Below are 18,446 nucleotides of genomic sequence, written 5' to 3'. Positions count from 1 at the left end.
CAGGGCTCCACGGGGGAGCCACGGGGGAACGGGGCTCCACGCTCCACGGGGGGAGCACGGGGGAAGTACGGGGGACGCCGGGGAAACTCGGCGGAACGGGGGAAGTACGGGGGACGCCGGGGAAACCCGGTGGCACGGGGGAAGTACGGGGGACGCGCTGTCCTGGTCGGATCGAAGGGGGAACGATCCGCGCCAGGGCAGCGCGTTTTTTCGTGCCCGGGTGCCCGCGGCCCAAGGCCCGAGACCCGGTCGGCACCCGCTCCGACCTGCGGCGGGAGGCCACCCGGCGGCGTTGTCAGTGGTCGCCGATAAAGTCTCGGACATGGCACGGATTGCGGTGATCGGCGCCGGGACGGGCGCGATGGCGGCCGCCGCCCGGCTGGCCGTCGCGGGCCACCGGGTGGCGGTGTGGGAGCGCGGCGAGACCTATGGCGGCTCGCTGCGGCGGTTCGAGCGCGCCGGTTTTGGCTTCGACACCGGGCCCGGGCTGCTGCATCTCCCGGCCGTGCAGCGCGACCTGTTCGTCAAGACCGGCCGCGAGCCGCTGGAGAAGCTCGTGGACCTGGTCCAGGTCGACCCGGCGAGCCGCCATGTCTTCCCCGACGGCACGGACGTCGCCCTGCCGAACGCCTCGCGGGCCGGCGTCACCGAGGCGCTGGACCGGGCGCTCGGCGCGGGCGCGGGCGAGCGCTGGAGCGCGCTCCTGGGCCGCGCCCGGGAAGCCTGGGACCGGACCCGGCGGCCGCTGCTGGAGGAGCCGCTGTGGCCCGACTGGCGGGTGCTGGGGCGCGAGCCGTATCCGGCGGTCGGCCGCAAGGGCCTGCTCAAGCGGCGCCCGGCGCGCACCCTCGCCGAGGTCGCGGCCCTGGAGCTCAAGGACCCGCGGCTGGTCGCGCTGCTGGAGAGCCACGCGCTGGCGTACGGCTTCGACCCGCGCACCGCCCCCGCGAGCGCGACGGTCCTGCCGTACATGGAGCAGACCTTCGGCTCGTGGTACGTCGGCGGCGGGCTGCGCGCCCTGGCCACGGCGCTGTACGAGCGCTGCCTGGCCCGGAAGGTGGAGTTCACCTTCGGGGCCGAGGTGCGGCGGCTGGTCGTCAAGGACGGCCGGGCGGCCGGGGTGGAGCTGGCCGACGGTCAGGTGGCGGACGCCGACGTGGTGGTCGCGGGCGTCGACCCGTGGATGCTGGCCGGGCTGACCGGCGACTCCCCCGGCGCGGCCGGGCAGGTCCGCGGCGCGGACGACGTGCTGCCGCCGGCGGCGCCGCCGAGCGGGCGGTTCAGCGTCCTGCTGGCGCTGCGCGGCGCCCGGGAGGCGGGGGCCGCGCACCGTACGGTCGTGCACGCCACGGACCGGGAGGCGGAGCTGACCGGCGTCTTCGGGGGCGGCGGGCTGCCGCAGGCGCCCACGGTGACCGTGCTGCGCCCCGACGACCCGGCGCAGCGGCCCGACGAGGACCACGAGGCGGTGACGCTGACGGTGACGGTCCCGGCGCATGCGGAGGGCGGTGCGGGGGGCGTCGACTGGACGGCGGACGGTGTGGCCGGGGCGTTCGCCGACCGGGTGGTCGCGGCAGCCGCCGCCGCGGTGCCGGACCTGGGGAGCCGTGTCCTGTGGCGGGAGATACGGACGCCGGCGGACACCGCCGCCGACACGGGCGCGCGGGGTGGCGCGGTGCCCGGCCCCGCGCTGGCGGGGCTGGACGGACAGGCCCTGAGCCCGGCCAACGGTACGCGGATACCGGGCCTGTACACGGCCGGCGGCTGGTCCCATCCGGGCGGCGGCCTGGCCCACGCGGGCATGTCCGGCGCGCTGGTGGCGGGCCTCGTCGTCAACGGCGACGACTGGCGCGGCTCGCAGTAGCGGCACGGGCCCGCTGGGCCCCTCAGTACCGGTACTGCTGCCCGTCGTACCCCTGCTGCGGATAGCCGTAGCCCTGGTGCTCCGGCTGGTATTCGGGCTGGTGCGGGGGCTCTTCGGGCGGGAGCTCGCCGCCCGCGCGCTGCTGGGGGACCCAGACGCCGCCGGGCGGGGTCTCCGGGCCCGCGCCGTAGTGCTGGCCGTCGTAGCCCCCGCCGTACTGCGGCGGGACCTGGCCGCCGTGGCCGTAGGGGTCCTGCCCGCCGTAGGGGTCGGCGGGCGGGTACTGCGCGTAGGGGTCGTACGGCGCGCCGTACGGGTCCTGGCCCGCGTACGGATCGGCGTGGCCGGCCGGGCCGCCGCCGTAACCGCCGTAGGGATCGGCGGCGTAGCCGTCATGGGCGGCGGCGGGCTCGTAGTAGCCGCCGTAGGGGTCCTGCGGATGCTGTCCGGGCCGGGCGTCGGTGCTGTAGATGCCGTACTGGCCGGTCTCGTCCGGCAGCGGCTGCGGGGCGTAGACCGGCTCGCTCCGGGTGGCGTCCGTGCCGTACGGGTCGGCGTAAGCGTCCGGGCGGGCGTCGTAGGCGTCCGTGTACGAGGCCGCGACGGCGTCGGGCGAGTAGCCGGCGGCACCGGCGTACCCGGCCTGCGGGCCGTAGTCATCGGCGTGGTGGCCCTCGGTGCCGTGGCCGTCACCGGCCTCCTGCGGGGCGTGCCCGTCGTCGTCGGGGAACGGGCCGGCCGCCGGGTCGAAGACCGCGCCGGCGGCCTCCGGGACCGGCTCGGCGGTCCCCCGGCCGCCCGGGCGCCGCCGTCGGCTCACCCGGGGCCGGCCGGCCTCGAGGGCCCAGCCCATCGTGAAGCCGCGCCGGAAGGAGAGCGTGACGTAGGTCTGGCCCACCGCGAAGGCGATCGCGCCGACCGCGATGACCACGATGGACGGCAGGACCACGCCGATGACGACGCCGAGGAAGCCGAAGAAGGCCAGCAGCCGCCAGCGGAGCCGGGCCTTGTACTGCAGCAGGACCTCGCCAAGCAGCCATAGCGCCACGATGCCGAATGCGAGGTAGAGGATCGTCCAGCCCATGTACGCCCCTGTTTCCGCCGCTGTGGGCCACCGTGGTCAGGTCTGCTGGTGCAGACCCAGATTCTCGTAGATTTCCAGCGTCGCCGTGGAGTGGTTCAGGGTAATGAAGTGCAACCCCGGAATGCCCTCGGCGGTCAAGCGTGCACACAGCTCCGTGGCGTACTCGATACCAATGGAGCGTACCGCCGCGGGATCGTCCTTGACGGCCAGGATGCGTTCCGCCAGCTCGGGCGGGAAAGCCGCATTGCTGAGCTGCGCGAACCGCTCGATCTGCCGGACGTTCGTGACCGGCATGATCTCCGGGATGATCGGCGTTTCGCAACCGGCGGCGGCCACCCTGTCACGAAGACGCAGATAGTCCTCCGCGTAGAAGAACATCTGGGTGATCGCGAAGTCGGCGCCCGCACGGCACTTGTCCACGAAGTGCCGGATGTCGGTGTCCCAGTCGGTGGAGCGCGGGTGCATCTCGGGGAAGGCCGCGACGCCCACGCAGAAGTCGCCGGACTCCTTGATGAGCCTGACCAGGTCGGCGGCGTACGCGATGCCCTCGGGGTGGCGCACCCACTCGCCCAGCGGGTCGCCGGGCGGGTCGCCGCGCAGCGCGAGCATGTTGCGGATGCCGGCGTCGGCGTACTGGCCGATGATGTTGCGCAGGTCCGCGATGGAGTGGTTGACCGCGGTCAGGTGCGCGACCGGGGTGAGCGTGGTGTCCGTGGCGATCCGCTCGGTGGCCCGGACGGTGCCCTCACGGGAGGTGCCGCCGGCGCCGTAGGTCACCGACACGAAGGTCGGGGCGACGGCCTCGATCCGGCGAATGGCCTTCCACAGGGTCCGCTCGCCCTTCTCGGTCTTCGGGGCGGCGAACTCGAACGAATAGGACCGCTTGCCGGAAGCGAGCAGTTCGCGCACCGTACGCGCGCGGTCAGTCCTGGTGGAAGCTGTACCTAGGGCCATACCGGCAGGTTAACCACCGGCCAGGCAGGCCCCCAACCATGCCCGGCGCTATGCCCCGGTTTGCCGGTTTCCTGTTCACCAGTCGGACACTTCACGTCAGACCACTGCTCACCGGCCCGGGGCGCCGCAACCCCCTGTACGCAGGGAGTCACACGGGGTGTGCCGCCGCGTCACGCTTCGCCCGCGTCACGCTTCGTACGCGCGGATCCGCTTCGCCAGCTCGGCCGCCGCCGCGCCGGGGTCGGCTGCCTCGGTGAGCGCGCGCACCACCACGACCCTGCGGGCGCCCGCCGCCAGCACCTCGTCCAGATTGCCCGCGTCGATCCCGCCGATCGCGAACCAGGGACGGTCGGGGCGCTGCGCCGCGGTGTACCGCACGAGGTCCAGGCCTGGGGCGTGTCGGCCCGGCTTGGTCGGGGTGGGCCAGCAGGGGCCGGTGCAGAAGTAGTCCACGCCCGGCTCGGTGAGGGCGGCGTCCACCTCCGCCTCGGCGTGCGTGGACCGGCCTATCAGGACGTCCTCGCCGAGGATGGCGCGCGCCGCGGGGACCGGCAGGTCGCCCTGTCCGAGGTGGAGCACGTCGGAGCCGATGGCGTGCGCGACGTCCGCCCGGTCGTTGACCGCGAGGAGCTTGCCGTGCCGCCGGCAGGCGTCCGCGAAGACCTCCAGGTGCGCCAGCTCCTCGCCGGCCTCCATGCCCTTGTCGCGGAGCTGCACGATGTCCACGCCCGAGGAGAGCACCGCGTCCAGGAACTGCGGCAGGTCGCCCTGCTCCTTGCGGGCCCCCGTGCACAGGTAGAGGCGGGCGTCGGACAGGGCCTGTCGTGCGGTGCTCATCGGGTCTTCCCCCAGACGGGGCGTACGGACCGGGCCGGGCCGGGCCGTACGCCCTTCGGTTGCGGCGGTGGTGGCGGGTGTGTCAGACGGCGAGCGCCTGTGCCCGGCGCTTCACCTCCGTGCCGCGATTCTCGCGCAGCGCCTGCGCGGGCGTCCCCGGCAGGGTCTCATCCGCGGTGAACAGCCACTCCAGCATCTCTTCGTCGGTGAAGCCGTCGTCCCGGAGGAGCGTGAGCGTCCCCACCAGGCCCTTGACGACCTTGCCTTCCTTGATGAACTCGGCCGGCACATGGAGGGCCCTGTTCTCACCGCGGCGCATCGCGATCAGCTGGCCCTCCTTGACCAGCTGCCGGACTCGCGTCACCTCGACGCCGAATTCCTCGGCGATGTCGGGGAGGGTGAGCCAGGCGGAAACCAGTCCATCGATCTTTGCGTCAATCTCGGTCACACCCCCAAGCGTGCCATCCCCCACTGACAGTCGGTAGCCGGGCATCGCCATCAGTGCACACCACCGGCCACACGGGGCGGCCGCGCTGCTGCTAAACCGCCTGCGCCGCAGCCGATTTCAGGGGTACCGAGGCGTCCGCCGCGGCCGTCCGGTCCAGCAGCGCGCCCCGCTCGATGAGCTTGCGCCCCTGCGCCAGGTCGCGCGGCCGCCCCACGGCCAGCAGCGACACCAGCGCGCCCTCCCGCAGCCACAGCACCGTCCAGGCCGCGCTCGCCGGGTCCCCGCGCCAGACCAGCTCGTCGGCGACGCCGTGGTACCCGGCGCACTGGACGAACCGGCCGAACTGCTCCGACCAGAAATAGGGCACGGGGTCGTACACCGTGCCCTCCACCTCGCACCGGGCGATGTTCGAGGCGACCGTGCGCGGCCCCTGAAGGGCGTTGTCCCAGTGGTGCACCAGGAGCCGGCGGCCGTAGCGCGCGGACGGGAAGGAGGCGCAGTCACCGACCGCGTACACATCGGGCACCGAGGTGCGCAGCCGCTCGTCGGCCCGTACGGAGCGGTCCTCGCACAGCTCGACACCGGAGCCGGCCAGCCAGTCCGTGGCGCAGCGCGAGCCGATGCCGATCACCACGGCGTCCGCGGGCAGCGATGTGCCGTCGGCGAGCAGGACGGCGCCGTCCTGTACCGCGGCGACTCTGGTCCCGGTACGGAGCGTGGCGCCCGCGTCGGCGTACCAGCGGGCCATGTGGGCGGCGACCTCTTCGGGCAGCGCGCCGGCCAGCGGGCGGTCGGCGGCCTCCACGACGGTGACCTCGCAGCCGGTCTCGCGGGCCGCGGTGGTGAACTCCGCGCCGATCCAGCCCGCGCCGACGACCACGATGCGCTGCTGTGCGGCCAGTACCGGGCGCAGCCGCTCGGCGTCGTCCAGGGTGCGCAGCACGTGCACACCCGGTACGCCCTCGCTGCCCGGGAGGGTTATCGCCTCCGCCCCGGTGGCAATGACCAGCCGGTCGTAGGGCACCGGGCCGGCGTCGGTCAGCACCTCATGGGCGTCGGCGGCGAGCCCGGTGACGCTCCTGCCGAGCACCAGCTCGATCCCGAGGGAGGCGAAGTCGACGTCGAAGGCCGAGCCGTCCGCCTTGCCGAGCAGCACCGCCTTGGAGAGCGGCGGCCGGTCGTAGGGCGGGTGCGGTTCGGCGCCGAGCAGGGTGATCGTGCCGCGCCAGCCCTGTTCGCGCAGGGCAACGGCGGTCTGCACGCCCGCCATCCCCGCGCCGGCGATGACGACGCGGCGCGAGCGGTCGGGGGTCCGCGAGTACTTGCTCTGCTGGCTCACTCGATCACTCTAGGACGCGCCCCCTGGCCGGACTCAGCACCTCGCGACGAGATCTCTGACACAGGGTCACGCTCCGGCCGCGCAGAGCACCCTTACGGCGAGTATTGCGCGCGTACTACTCTGACGGCACTTGTACTCGCGGGAGCCCGGACGCACCGGGCTGAGAGGGAGGCTGCGGCGGCCTCCGACCGTACGAACCTGATCCGGGTCATGCCGGCGAAGGGAGGGGTTGGACACCTATGCATCCACCTGCACGTACACCATCGGGGACGGCTGCCGGACGGCCCGACGCGGTGATCGTCGGGGGCGGTCTCATGGGGCTCGTGACGGCCTGGCGGGCGGCCCAGCGGGGCCTGCGCGCCACGGTCGTGGACCCGGAGCCGGGCGGCGGCGCTGCGCGGGTCGCGGCCGGCATGCTGGCCGCCGTCACGGAGCTGCACTACGGCGAGGAAACGCTCCTGGGGCTGAATCTCGACTCCGCGGCGCGCTATCCGGCGTTCGCCGCCGAGCTGGCCGAGGCGAGCGGCCAGGATTTGGGACACCGGCGGTGCGGCACGCTCGCCGTGGCCCTGGACGCCGACGACCGGGCCCACCTGCGGGAGCTGCACGCGCTGCAGCGCCGCTGCGGCCTGGACTCGGAGTGGCTGACCGGCCGCGAGTGCCGGAAGCTCGAACCGATGCTCGCGCCGGGCGTGCGCGGCGGGCTCCGGGTGGACGGTGACCACCAGATCGACCCGCGACGGCTCGCGACGGCCCTTCTGACGGCCTGCGAGCGGGCCGGGGTGGAGTTCGTACGGGAGCGGGCCGGGCGGCTGACGGTGGCCGGGGAGCGGGCCACCGGCATCGAGCTGACTGACGGCACGGCGCTGCCGGCCGGGCAGGTCGTGCTGGCGGCGGGCAGCTTCAGCGGGCGGCTGGCCGGGGTGCCCGAGCACGTACGGCCGCCGGTCCGGCCGGTCAAGGGCCAGGTGCTGCGGCTGAAGATCCCCGCCGCGTACGGCCCGTTCCTGTCCCGCACCGTGCGGGCCGTGGTGCGCGGCGGCCCGCTCTATCTGGTGCCGCGCGAGAACGGCGACATGGTCGTCGGCGCCACCAGTGAGGAGCTGGGCTGGGACACCACGGTGACCGCGGGCGGCGTCTACGAGCTGCTGCGCGACGCGCACGAGCTGGTGCCGGGCATCACCGAGCTGCCGCTGACCGAGACGATCGCCGGGCTGCGCCCCGGGTCGCCCGACAATGCGCCGCTGCTGGGCCCCACCGCGCTGCCCGGCCTCCTGCTGGCCACCGGTCACTTCCGCAACGGTGTGCTGCTCACGCCGGTCACCGGCGACGTCATGGCCCACGCGCTGACCACCGGCGCGCTGCCCGAGGAGGCGCGGCCCTTCACGCCGCTGCGCTTCGGGCCCGCAGCCGCCCCCGTCCCGGCGCCGCAGCGCGCCGCACTCCAGGAGCAGACCGCATGACCGCCTCGAAGGCACCCGGCCCCGCATCCGGGGCCGGCCCCACCGCCCCCGTAGCCGCGCCCGTCACCGTCTCCGTGAACGGCGAGCCGCGCGAGATCCCCGGCGGCCTGCCGCTCGACCGGCTGGTGGCCACGCTGACCACCGCCGCCAGCGGGGTCGCCGCCGCCGTCAACGAAGAGGTCGTCCCGCGCAGCCAGTGGGCGGCGACCCCGCTCGGCAACGGGGACCGCGTCGAAGTTCTCACCGCAGTCCAGGGAGGCTGATCCGTCCAGATGGCCGATACGTACACCATCGAGGAGACCGCCGCCCCCGAGGCGGCGCCGAGCGCGGCTCCCGAAGGCGACCCGCTGGTCATCGCCGGTACCGCCTTCCGGTCCCGGCTGATCATGGGGACCGGCGGCGCGCCGAGCCTGGACATCATGGAGCGCGCGCTGCTGGCCTCCGGTACGGAGCTGACCACCGTGGCGATGCGGCGGCTGGACCCGACCGTGCAGGGCTCGGTGCTCTCCGTACTGAACCGGCACGGCATCCGTACGCTGCCGAACACCGCGGGCTGCTACACAGCCGGCGAGGCCGTGCTCACGGCCCGGCTGGCCCGGGAGGCGCTCGGCACGGACTGGGTGAAGCTGGAGGTCGTCGCCGACGAGCGGACCCTGCTGCCGGACCCGGTGGAGCTGCTGGACGCGGCCGAGACGCTGGTCGACGACGGGTTCACGGTCCTGCCGTACACCAACGACGACCCGGTGCTCGCGCGGAAGCTGGAGGACGTGGGCTGCGCGGCGATCATGCCGCTGGGCTCCCCCATCGGCTCCGGGCTCGGCATCCGCAACCCGCACAACTTCCAGTTGATCACCGAGCGGGCCGGGGTGCCGGTCATCCTGGACGCGGGCGCCGGCACCGCCTCGGACGCCGCGCAGGCCATGGAGCTGGGCTGCGCCGCCGTGATGCTGGCCTCGGCCGTCACCAGGGCGCAGGAGCCGGTCCTGATGGCGCACGCCATGCGGCACGCGGTCGAGGCGGGCCGGCTGGCCCACCGGGCGGGCCGCATCCCGCGCCGCCACTTCGCCGAGGCGTCCTCGCCGGCCACCGGAATGGCCGAGCTGGACCCGGAGCGGCCCGCCTTCTGAGGCATCTCGGCCAGGGGCGCCGGAAGCCCGCCAGCGGCGCCGGAAGGCCCGCCACCGGCGCCCCGACCTGCGCTTCACACCCCTCCGTCCGTCACCGTTCGGCTGCAGTCCGGCCCGTACGGCACGGAGGGCATGAGGGCGGTGGACAGTCCCTCGTAGACTCGTCTGCCGTGGATACCACCCTTCAGGACCCCCTGGTCGGACAGCTGCTCGACGGCCGCTACCGCGTCCAGGCGCGCATCGCCACCGGCGGGATGGCGACGGTCTACCGCGCCGTCGACACCCGGCTGGACCGTGTGCTCGCCCTGAAGGTGATGCACCCCGCACTGGCCGCCGACGCCTCCTTCGTCGAGCGCTTCATCCGGGAGGCGAAGTCGGTGGCCCGGCTGTCGCACCCGAACGTGGTCGGCGTGTTCGACCAGGGCACCGACGGCACGTACGTGTACCTCGCCATGGAGTACGTCGCGGGCTGCACCCTCCGGGACGTGCTGCGCGAGCGCGGCGCCCTGCAGCCGCGCGCCGCGCTGGACATCCTGGAGCCGATCCTCGCGGCACTGGGCTCGGCACACCGGGCGGGCATGGTGCACCGCGACATGAAGCCGGAGAACGTGCTGATCGGGGACGACGGCCGGGTCAAGGTCGCCGACTTCGGCCTGGTCCGCGCGGTCGACACCAATACGACGGCCACCACCGGCACGGTGCTGGGCACCGTCTCCTACCTGGCGCCCGAGCAGATCGAGGACGGCAGCGCGGACACCCGCGCCGACGTCTACGCCTGTGGCGTGGCCCTCTACGAGATGCTCACCGGCAGCAAGCCGCACGGCGGCGGCACCCCGGCCCAGGTGCTCTACCAGCACCTCCACGAGGACGTGCCGGCACCGTCCGCGCTCGTACCGGGGCTGCCGCCCGAGCTGGACGACCTGGTCGTCGAGGCCACCGCGCGCAACCCCGAGGTGCGCCCGCAGGACGCCGTCACGCTGCTCGCGCTGGCCCGTAACGCGCGCGCCGCGCTTACGGACGAGCAGCTGGACACGGTGCCGCCGCAGGCGAAGGCCGCGACCGGGCCGGCCGGCGCCGAGGACCGTACGAGCGTGATCCAGCGCGCGGCCGCGGTACAGCTCTCGCTGCCCGAGGTGGCCGACGCCGCCGATGACACGGCGGGCCACACCACCCGCCTTGAGATGCCGCCGGCCGCGGACGGGACGACGGGCCGGCTGCCCACGGGGGCAGCGGGCGGCGTACGGGGCGCGGAGACCGCCCGGGCGCCGCGCCGCAGGACGCTCGTCGTCGTCCTCGCGCTGCTGGCCGCGCTGCTCGCGGGCACCGGCGTCTGGTACGTCACCACCGGCCAGTTCACGACCGTGCCGACGGTGCTGGACATGACGCAGGCCAAGGCCGAGCGGACGCTGCACGGCGCGGGCCTGGACGTGAAGGTGCGGCGGGCGTACAGCTCCACCGTGAAGCGCGGCCACGTGATCTCCACCGACCCGGAGAACGGGCAGCGCATCCGGGGTACCGGCACGGTCACCGTGACGCTCTCCAAGGGCCCGGACATCGTCTCCGTGCCGGACCTGTCCGGTACTCCGGTCGCCGACGCCAAGCGCAAGCTGCGGGACCAGGGGCTGACCCCGGGGACCGAGCGCAGGGCGTTCAGCGACGAGGTGGCCAAGGGGTCGGTGATCCGTACGGACCCGGACGCGGGGGCCAAGCGGCGGCCCGGTACGGCGGTGGCGCTGACCGTCAGCCGGGGCAGCGCGATCGACGTGCCGGACGTGGTCGGCGACGACCGTTCGGACGCGGCGGCGGAGCTGCGGGAAGAGGGCTTCCACGTGAAGTTCGCCGCGGCGCCGGTGTACTCGGAAGAGGACAAGGGCGCGATCGCGCGGCAGTCCCCGACGGCGGGCGAGCGGCTGGGCGAGGGGGACACGGTGACGCTCACGCTGTCCAAGGGGCCGCAGATGGTCGAGGTGCCGGACGTCGAGGGCCAGCAGGTGGACGACGCTAAGCAGGTGCTGACCGCCGCGGGCTTCGAGGTCGAGGTGAAGAAGCCGTTCTTCTTCCCGACGGACACGGTCGGCGGCCAGTCCGTGGACGCCGGTGACACCGCCCCGAAGGGCAGCACGATCACCATCACCCTGGACAGCAAGCTGTGAGGCGTACCTGACAGCCGGGGAGGCCCGGCCGCCTGGCACCCTTGACGGTGTGAGCACTTCTCCGCAGCGCGCCCGTGAGCGCAATCCGATCGGCGGCCACGTCCCCGTGGCCGGCGGTCTCGCCAAGGTCGGCATCCCGTACGCCCAGGAGATCGGCGGCGAGTCCGTCCAGGTCTTCGTCGCGAACCCGCGCGGCTGGGCGACCCCGCCCGGCAATCCGATGCAGGACGAGGCCTTCCGTACGGCCTGCGCGGAGCGTGACATCCCCGCGTACGTGCACGCGCCGTACCTGATCAACTTCGGGTCGCACAACGCGGTGACGGTCGAGAAGTCGGTGGAGTCGCTGCGGCACTCGCTGCGGCGCGGCCGCGAGATCGGGGCGCTCGGCGTGGTCGTGCACACCGGCTCGGCGACCGGCGGGCGGGAGCGCGCCACGGCGCTGGCGCAGGTACACGAGTACATGCTGCCGCTGCTGGACGAGCTGACCCACGACGACGACCCGTGGCTGCTGCTGGAGTCGACGGCCGGGCAGGGTGCCTCGCTGTGCTCGCTGGCGGAGGATCTCGGGCCGTACCTGGACGCGCTGGACCGGCACCCGCGTGCGGGCCTCTGCCTGGACACCTGCCACGCGTTCGCGGCCGGGCACGACATGGCGGCGCCCGGCGGCACGAAGGCGCTGCTGGACGAGCTGGTGGATGTCGCGGGCGAGGGCCGCCTGAAGCTGATCCACGCCAATGACTCCAAGGACGTGGCCGGGGCGCACAAGGACCGTCACGAGAACATCGGGTCCGGCCACATCGGCGCCGAGCCGTTCCGCGAGCTGTTCCGGCACCCGGCGACCGCGGGCGCGCCGCTGGTCATCGAGACGCCGGGCGGCAAGGAGGGCCACGCGGCGGACGTCGCGCGCCTGAAGGTGCTGCGGGACAGCGGGGACACGCCCGAGATCTCTTGAGGAATACCCCAGGGGGGTATACGGTTCCTGTTCTCGGCAGGAACCGTTCCTTCCTGGATGGGGGCTCCCATGCAGCACCAGCACGTACACGCCGAGCATCACCACACGGCACCCGCGCCGGCCGGCTGGGCCATGGCGGCCAAGGCCACGCTGCACTGCCTCACCGGCTGCGCGATCGGCGAGATCCTCGGCATGGTCATCGGCACCGCGCTGGGCTGGCACAACGTGCCGACGATGATCCTGGCCATCGCCCTGGCGTTCGTCTTCGGCTACTCACTCACGCTGCGCGGCGTCCTGAAGGCCGGTCTCGACTTCAAGGCGGCCGTCAAGGTCGCGCTGGCCGCCGACACCCTCTCGATCGCGGTCATGGAGCTCATCGACAACGGCGTGATCGCGCTCGTGCCGGGCGCGATGGACGCGCACCTGTCGGAGTGGCTGTTCTGGGGGACGCTGGCGTTCTCGCTGGTCCTGGCGTTCCTGGTGACCACACCCGTCAACAAGTGGATGATCGGGCGCGGCAAGGGGCACGCCGTGGTGCACCAGTACCACTGATACCGCCGAGGGGTAGGGGGCTCAGAGCTCCGGACCGTCGCCCGGCTCCTCCTGGTAGGAGTAGCGCTGCTCGCGCCACGGGTCACCGAGGTTGTGGTAGCCGCGCTCCTCCCAGAAGCCGCGGCGGTCCGCCGTCATGTACTCGATGCCGCGCACCCACTTCGGCCCCTTCCAGGCATAGAGGTGCGGCACGATGAGCCGTACGGGGAAACCGTGCTCCGCGGTGAGCAGTTCACCGTCCCGGTGGCCGGCGAACAGGCAGCGCTCGTCCGCGAAGTCCGCCAGGGGCATGTTCGAGCTGAATCCGTACTCGGCCCAGACCATCACATGAGTGACATCAGGGGCCGGCGGCGCCAGGTCGAGCACCGTACGCGTCAACACCCCGCCCCATTCGGCACCCAGCACGCTGAACTTCGTCACGCAGTGCATGTCGGCGACGACGGTGGCATACGGCAGCGAGGTGAATTCCTCGTGCGTCCAGCAGTGCTTGTCACCGTCGGCCGTGGCGCCGAACACCCGGAATTCCCAGCGCTCGGGGCGGAACTTGGGGACGGGCCCGTAGTGCGTGACCGGCCACCCGCGCTGCAGACGCTGCCCCGGAGGAAGCTGTGGAGGCTCCTCTTCGCGGCTATCCGGCTGACCCATGCCTCCATGGTGTCAGACCGGAAGGGGTGCTGATGACCAGGGCGGGACTGATTCGGGCAACTCCCACTAAGCGTGCACTTACTGGACGCTCCGCGCGCCCCGGTGCAAGGATGCCCGGCACCTGTTCAGTCGACGTGTGGAAGGAGCCCCGCAGTCATGCAGGGAGACCCCGAGGTCATCGAGTTCCTCAACGAGCAGCTGACCGCCGAGCTGACCGCGATCAATCAGTACTTCCTGCACGCAAAGATGCAGGAGAACAACGGGTGGCCCAAGCTCGCCAAGTACACCCGGTCCGAGTCGTTCGACGAGATGAAGCACGCGGAGATCCTCACCGACCGGATCCTCTTCCTGGAGGGCCTGCCCAACTACCAGCGGCTCTTCCATGTCCGCATCGGCCAGACGGTCACCGAGATGTTCCAGGCGGACCGGCAGATCGAGGCCGAGGCCATCGACCGGCTGCGGCGCGGCATCGAGGTCATGCGCAACAAGGGCGACATCACGTCGGCCAATATTTTCGAGAGCATCCTCGCCGACGAGGAGCACCACATCGACTACCTCGACACCCAGCTGGAGCTGGTGGAGAAGCTCGGGGAGCCGCTGTACATCGCGCAGCTCGTCGAACAGCCGAGCTGACGGGCCGCGGGAGCGCTCAGGCGGCTTCGGGGTACCGGGCGGGCGGCTCGACGATCTCGGGTGCGGCCGGCTCGGCGACGGACGTCCCGGACGCGGCCGGTTCCGCCGGATCGGCGGCCAGCGGCGCCGCGTCCCCCTGGTCGATCAGCGTGCGGCGGGGGCAGCTCCCCCGACCGAGGAGGGCCTGTATGCGGCGTACGCAGCCGCCGCAGTCGGTGCCGGCCTTGCAGGCGGAGGCGATCTGGCGCGGCGTGCAGGCGCCCGTCCCCGCGTGCTCACGCACCTGCTCCTCGGTGATGCCGAAGCACGAGCAGACGTACACGCGGTTCACCCCCGTACCTTTCCCGTAGCTTCGGATGATCTTGAGTGAGGTTACCCTTACCTTACCCGCCATGGCGGGCGCTTAACAACGCAGTGGGGCGCGGATCACAGGATCCGCGCCCCACTTCGCGTCTACGCGCCCGTCTACTGGTCCCGGTACATCTCCGCGACCAGGAATGCCAGGTCCAGCGACTGGCTGCGGTTCAGCCGGGGGTCGCAGGCCGTCTCGTACCGCTGGTGCAGGTCGTCGACGAAGATCTCGTCGCCGCCGCCCACGCACTCCGTGACGTCGTCACCGGTGAGCTCGACGTGGATGCCGCCCGGGTGCGTACCCAGCGACTTGTGGACCTCGAAGAAGCCCTTGACCTCGTCCAGCACGTCATCGAAGCGCCGGGTCTTGTGACCGGAGGCGGCCTCGAAGGTGTTGCCGTGCATCGGGTCGCTGATCCACGCGACCTGCGCGCCCGAGGCGGTGACCTTCTCCACCAGCGTGGGCAGCTTGTCGCGGATCTTGTCCGCGCCCATCCGGGTGATGAAGGTCAGCCGGCCCGGCTCGCGGTCCGGGTCCAGCCGGTCGATGAGCGCGAGGGCGTCCTCGGGCGTCGTCGTCGGGCCGAGCTTTACGCCGATCGGGTTGCGCACCTGGGCGGCGAACTCGATGTGCGCGTGGTCGAGCTGCCGGGTGCGCTCGCCGATCCACAGCATGTGGCCGGAAACGTCGTACAGCTTGCCGGTGCGCGAGTCCGTACGGGTCAGCGCCGTCTCGTAGTCCAGCACCAGCGCCTCGTGCGAGGCGTAGAACTCGACGGTCCTGAACTCCTCCGGGTCCACCCCGCAGGCGTTCATGAAGTTCATCGCCCGGTCGATCTCGCGCGCCAGCGCCTCATAGCGCTGCCCCGAGGGCGAGGACTTCACGAAGTCCTGGTTCCAGGCGTGCACCTGGCGCAGGTCGGCGTAGCCGCCGGTGGTGAAGGCGCGCACGAGGTTCAGCGTCGCGGCGGAGGCGTGGTACATCCGCTTCAGGCGCTGGGGGTCCGGGATCCGGGCCGCCTCGGTGAACTCGAAGCCGTTGACGGAGTCGCCGCGGTACGTCGGCAGCGTCACGCCGTCGCGGGTCTCGGTCGGCTTGGAGCGCGGCTTGCTGTACTGGCCGGCGATCCGGCCGACCTTGACGACGGGCACGGACCCGGCGTACGTGAGGACGGCGCCCATCTGGAGCAGCGTCTTGAGCTTGTTGCGGATGTGCTCGGCCGATACCGCGTCGAACGCCTCGGCGCAGTCGCCGCCCTGCAGCAGGAACGCCTCACCACGGGCGACGGCTCCCAGGCGCTCACGCAGCTGGTCGCACTCGCCCGCGAAGACGAGCGGCGGATAGGACTCGAGCTCCGCGATCACATCGCGCAGAGCCTCTTGGTCCGGCCAGTCAGGCTGCTGCGCCGCGGGCAGGTCTCGCCAGGTGTTGCCACCGGCGTGGATTTCAGCGTTCACGGTCACCTCGTCAACATTACGGGGTCTTCGCGGGCGTCCAGTACGCCGACCGCAGTATGAGACAGGGCCCACACGGGACACGCCGCCCCCGGTCACCACGCGGCTCACTCCGGGAACGCGTCCTCCGGGGTGCCGCGGGCCACGGCCGCCAGGGTGGTGAGCGCGTACGGCAGCAGGTCCGGCGGCGCGCCCGCCAGGGCCAGGCGTACGGCGTGCGGTGCGGGCGCCGTCCCCTGCGTGCCCTCGGGGGCGACCGCGAAGGCGGTGCCCGGGGTGACGGCGATGCCGCGCCGTGCCGCGGCCGCGAGGAAGCTCTCGGCCCGCCACCCCTCCGGCAGCTCCCACCAGGCGAAATAGGAGCGCGGGTCGGCGCTGACGGCGAATCCGTCGAGGTGCCTGCGGACCAGGGCCTGCCGCTCCGCCGCGTCCCGGCGCTTGGCCCGCACGATGCGGTCCACCGTGCCGTCGGCCAGCCAGCGGGTCGCGGCCTCCAGCGCGAAGCCGGTGGCGGTCCAGCCACCGGACCGCAGCGCGGAGGCGACGGCGTCCCGGCGGGCGGCGGGCGGGAGCACGAGGCCGACGGTCAGCCCCGGGGCCAGCCGCTTGGAGAGGCTGTCGACGAGGACGGTCCGCTCGGGGGCCAGGGCGGCGAGCGGAGGCGGCGCGGCCGGCCCGGCCTGCGGCGGGACGGGCCCGGCCGCCGAGCTGCCGGGTGCCGCCGGGACCGGGTCTTCGTCCAGGAACGACCAGATCGCGTCCTCCACGGCCCACAGGTCCAGCTCGCGGAGGGTGTCGGACAGCTCGACACGGCGCGGGGCCGGCATGGTCACGCCGAGCGGATTGTGCAGCGTGGGCTGGAGATAGACCGCGTGCAGCGGAGCCGAGCGGTGAGCGGCCCGCACGGCCTCGGGACGCAGCCCGTGCGCGTCCATGGCGAGCGGCACGAGGGTCACTCCGATCCGCGCCGCGATGGACTTGACCAGCGGATATGTGTGCGCCTCGACGCCGAGGCGGCCGCCCGGCGGGACCAGCGCGGCCACCGCCCCGGCCACCGCGTGCCGCCCGTTGCCTGCGAAGAGGATCCGGTCGGGGTCGGGAGTGAAGCCGGTACGGGTGAGGAGCGCGGCGGCCGCGGCACGGGCGGCCGGGTGGCCGGCCGGGCCGAGGGGCCGCAGGGCCGCGTCGAGCGCGTCCGGGCGGAGCAGCGGGGCCATCCCCTCGGCGAGCAGTGCGGCCTGCTCGGGCACGACCGGGTAGTTCAGCTCCAGATTGACGCGGGTCCCGGCGTCCGGGGCCGCGGGCTCGGCGAGCGCGGGGCCGGGGGCGTGCTGGGCGGCCCGGACGAACGTACCGCGGCCGACCTCGCCGACGGTCAGGCCGCGGCGGGCCAGCTCGCGGTAGACCCGGTGCGCGGTGGAGTTGGCGATGCCGTGCGTACGGGCGAAGGCGCGCTGGGTCGCGAGCCGGTCGCCGGGGCGCAGCCGCCCCGCGGCGATGTCGGCCGCGACGGCGTCCGCGACGCGCAGATAGTCGTCCGTGCCGGCCATAGGAATCCCCCATATTGCACCGAGAGCAATGTTTTTATTGCACCGAGATTGTGCGCGCCATAGCATCGAGCCGTCAAGAGGCACATGCCTCAACAGGCATACGGGAGGGGCGAGTTGCCATGGGCATCGCGGAGCTGGACGGCGGCGTACGGATCGCGTACGAGGACCGGGGCGAGGGGCCGCCGGTGCTCCTGGTGCACGGCCACCCCTTCGACCGGACCATGTGGGCGCCGCAGACCGCCTTCCTGGCCGGCAACGGATTCCGCGTCGTCGTTCCCGACCTGCGCGGGTACGGCGGCTCCCCGGCCACGGGCCCGCTCGACGGGCTCGCGGACTTCTCGCGCGACCTCGCCGCGCTCCTGGACCATCTCGGTGTCGACGAGCCCGTCGTACTCGGCGGACTGTCCATGGGCGGCCAGATCGCACTCGACTTCTGCCGCCTCTTCCCCGCGCGCGTACGGGGTCTCCTGCTCGCCGACACCTCGGCGCCCGCCGAGACCGAGGACGGCAGGAAGTGGCGCCACACCCTCGCCGACCGGCTGCTGCACGAGGGCCTGACCCCGTACGCCGACGAGGTGCTGGACAAGATGATCGAGCCTCGGACGATCGCCGACCGCCCCGATGTGGCCGCGCACGTCCGCCACATGATGCGCGGCACGTCGCCCGAAGGAGCGGCCGCCGCGCTGCGGGGCCGGGCCGAGCGCCCCGACTACACAGCCCTGCTCCCCCGGATCACCGTCCCCGCCCTCGTCGTGGTCGGCAGCGAGGACACCTACACGCCACTCGCCGATGCCCAGTACCTGCACGACCGCCTCCCGGACTCCGTCCTCACGGTCGTCGAGGGCGCGGCCCACATGCCGAACCTGGAACGGCCCGGTGTCTTCAACGCCGCGCTCGCGGAGCTGCTGCGCAGGAGCATCGGGTAGGGTGCACAGCATGTTCGCGCAGACAACCATGAACTGGTGGTGGACCGCTCATCCGGCGGCCCACTGATTCGCGCGCACACCACAGACTTCGCGAAGGCCGCCCGAGGGGCGGC

General features: G+C 73.0%; 19 protein-coding genes and 1 riboswitch. Of the genes, 10 read left to right on the top strand and 9 right to left on the bottom strand.

The window, feature by feature from the left end; genetic code table 11:
- Nucleotides 1-322: 322 nt before the first annotated feature.
- A complete protein-coding gene (locus tag IG84_RS0115990; protein WP_031056873.1) occupies nt 323-1,864 on the top strand; it encodes a phytoene desaturase family protein in 1,542 nt (513 codons plus the stop codon).
- A 22-nt stretch (nt 1,865-1,886) separates the two neighbouring features.
- On the opposite strand, the gene IG84_RS0115985 is transcribed toward IG84_RS0115990, so the two are convergent.
- From IG84_RS0115985 to IG84_RS0115965, 5 genes are all read right to left on the bottom strand, one after another.
- Nucleotides 1,887-2,948, bottom strand: coding sequence for a hypothetical protein (locus IG84_RS0115985; RefSeq protein WP_031056870.1), 1,062 nt, complete (start codon nt 2,946-2,948; stop codon nt 1,887-1,889).
- 36 nt (nt 2,949-2,984) lie between these two features.
- Nucleotides 2,985-3,902: a methylenetetrahydrofolate reductase [NAD(P)H] gene (gene metF / locus IG84_RS0115980; RefSeq protein ID WP_030256589.1), complete on the bottom strand. Its 918-nt coding sequence runs from the start codon at nt 3,900-3,902 to the stop codon at nt 2,985-2,987.
- Nucleotides 3,903-4,088: 186 nt separating this feature from the next.
- Nucleotides 4,089-4,739, bottom strand: coding sequence for a thiamine phosphate synthase (gene thiE, locus IG84_RS0115975; protein WP_031056867.1), 651 nt, complete (start codon nt 4,737-4,739; stop codon nt 4,089-4,091).
- Nucleotides 4,740-4,821: 82 nt separating this feature from the next.
- Nucleotides 4,822-5,187 (bottom strand): Rv2175c family DNA-binding protein, encoded by a 366-nt coding sequence (locus IG84_RS0115970; protein WP_031056864.1) that lies wholly within the window; start codon nt 5,185-5,187, stop codon nt 4,822-4,824.
- Nucleotides 5,188-5,278: 91 nt separating this feature from the next.
- Complete coding sequence (locus tag IG84_RS0115965; protein WP_031056862.1) at nt 5,279-6,526, bottom strand: NAD(P)/FAD-dependent oxidoreductase; 1,248 nt, start codon at nt 6,524-6,526, stop codon at nt 5,279-5,281.
- Between the two features lie 128 nt (nt 6,527-6,654).
- Nucleotides 6,655-6,769: riboswitch (TPP riboswitch) on the top strand.
- Between IG84_RS0115965 and thiO the strand changes: the two genes are divergently transcribed.
- From thiO to IG84_RS0115935, 6 genes are all read left to right on the top strand, one after another.
- Nucleotides 6,766-7,989, top strand: a complete 1,224-nt coding sequence (thiO, locus tag IG84_RS0115960; RefSeq protein ID WP_031056859.1) for a glycine oxidase ThiO — start codon at nt 6,766-6,768, stop codon at nt 7,987-7,989. (Overlaps the previous riboswitch by 4 nt.)
- Nucleotides 7,986-8,252: a sulfur carrier protein ThiS gene (gene thiS / locus IG84_RS0115955; RefSeq protein ID WP_051861770.1), complete on the top strand. Its 267-nt coding sequence runs from the start codon at nt 7,986-7,988 to the stop codon at nt 8,250-8,252. Before thiO ends, thiS begins: the two co-directional genes overlap by 4 nt.
- 9 nt (nt 8,253-8,261) lie before the next feature.
- Complete coding sequence (locus tag IG84_RS0115950; RefSeq protein WP_031056854.1) at nt 8,262-9,116, top strand: thiazole synthase; 855 nt, start codon at nt 8,262-8,264, stop codon at nt 9,114-9,116.
- A 170-nt stretch (nt 9,117-9,286) separates the two neighbouring features.
- Nucleotides 9,287-11,269, top strand: coding sequence for a Stk1 family PASTA domain-containing Ser/Thr kinase (pknB, locus tag IG84_RS0115945; protein ID WP_031056850.1), 1,983 nt, complete (start codon nt 9,287-9,289; stop codon nt 11,267-11,269).
- 49 nt (nt 11,270-11,318) lie between these two features.
- Complete coding sequence (locus IG84_RS0115940) at nt 11,319-12,221, top strand: deoxyribonuclease IV (protein ID WP_031056847.1); 903 nt, start codon at nt 11,319-11,321, stop codon at nt 12,219-12,221.
- A gap of 69 nt (nt 12,222-12,290) precedes the next feature.
- Nucleotides 12,291-12,773, top strand: coding sequence for a DUF4396 domain-containing protein (locus IG84_RS0115935; RefSeq protein ID WP_031056843.1), 483 nt, complete (start codon nt 12,291-12,293; stop codon nt 12,771-12,773).
- Between the two features lie 21 nt (nt 12,774-12,794).
- On the opposite strand, the gene IG84_RS0115930 is transcribed toward IG84_RS0115935, so the two are convergent.
- Nucleotides 12,795-13,418: a sulfite oxidase-like oxidoreductase gene (locus IG84_RS0115930; protein WP_031056841.1), complete on the bottom strand. Its 624-nt coding sequence runs from the start codon at nt 13,416-13,418 to the stop codon at nt 12,795-12,797.
- Between the two features lie 156 nt (nt 13,419-13,574).
- Between IG84_RS0115930 and bfr the strand changes: the two genes are divergently transcribed.
- Nucleotides 13,575-14,051 (top strand): bacterioferritin, encoded by a 477-nt coding sequence (gene bfr, locus IG84_RS0115925; RefSeq protein ID WP_031056839.1) that lies wholly within the window; start codon nt 13,575-13,577, stop codon nt 14,049-14,051.
- Between the two features lie 16 nt (nt 14,052-14,067).
- Here bfr and IG84_RS0115920 read toward each other — a convergent pair whose 3' ends face one another.
- From IG84_RS0115920 to IG84_RS0115910, 3 genes are all read right to left on the bottom strand, one after another.
- The gene (locus IG84_RS0115920; RefSeq protein ID WP_078648879.1) at nt 14,068-14,373 is read right to left on the bottom strand and encodes a (2Fe-2S)-binding protein; all 306 of its coding nucleotides are present in this window, start codon (nt 14,371-14,373) and stop codon (nt 14,068-14,070) included.
- A gap of 143 nt (nt 14,374-14,516) precedes the next feature.
- Entirely contained in the window at nt 14,517-15,866 is a 1,350-nt protein-coding gene (locus IG84_RS0115915) for a class II 3-deoxy-7-phosphoheptulonate synthase (protein WP_031056836.1), read from the bottom strand.
- A 98-nt stretch (nt 15,867-15,964) separates the two neighbouring features.
- Nucleotides 15,965-17,407: an aminotransferase-like domain-containing protein gene (locus IG84_RS0115910; RefSeq protein WP_031056833.1), complete on the bottom strand. Its 1,443-nt coding sequence runs from the start codon at nt 17,405-17,407 to the stop codon at nt 15,965-15,967.
- A gap of 119 nt (nt 17,408-17,526) precedes the next feature.
- Between IG84_RS0115910 and IG84_RS0115905 the strand changes: the two genes are divergently transcribed.
- Nucleotides 17,527-18,333: an alpha/beta fold hydrolase gene (locus tag IG84_RS0115905; protein WP_031056828.1), complete on the top strand. Its 807-nt coding sequence runs from the start codon at nt 17,527-17,529 to the stop codon at nt 18,331-18,333.
- Between the two features lie 10 nt (nt 18,334-18,343).
- A complete protein-coding gene (locus IG84_RS42920) occupies nt 18,344-18,400 on the top strand; it encodes a trp operon leader peptide (protein WP_223733736.1) in 57 nt (18 codons plus the stop codon).
- The last annotated feature ends 46 nt before the right edge of the window (nt 18,401-18,446 follow it).

The sequence above is a fragment of the Streptomyces ochraceiscleroticus genome, assembly GCF_000720485.1.
GTDB classification, from domain to species: Bacteria; Actinomycetota; Actinomycetes; order Streptomycetales; family Streptomycetaceae; genus Streptomyces; species Streptomyces ochraceiscleroticus.
The sequence above is the reverse complement of the archived record's forward strand: the minus strand, read 5'-3'. Positions and strand labels throughout refer to the sequence as shown.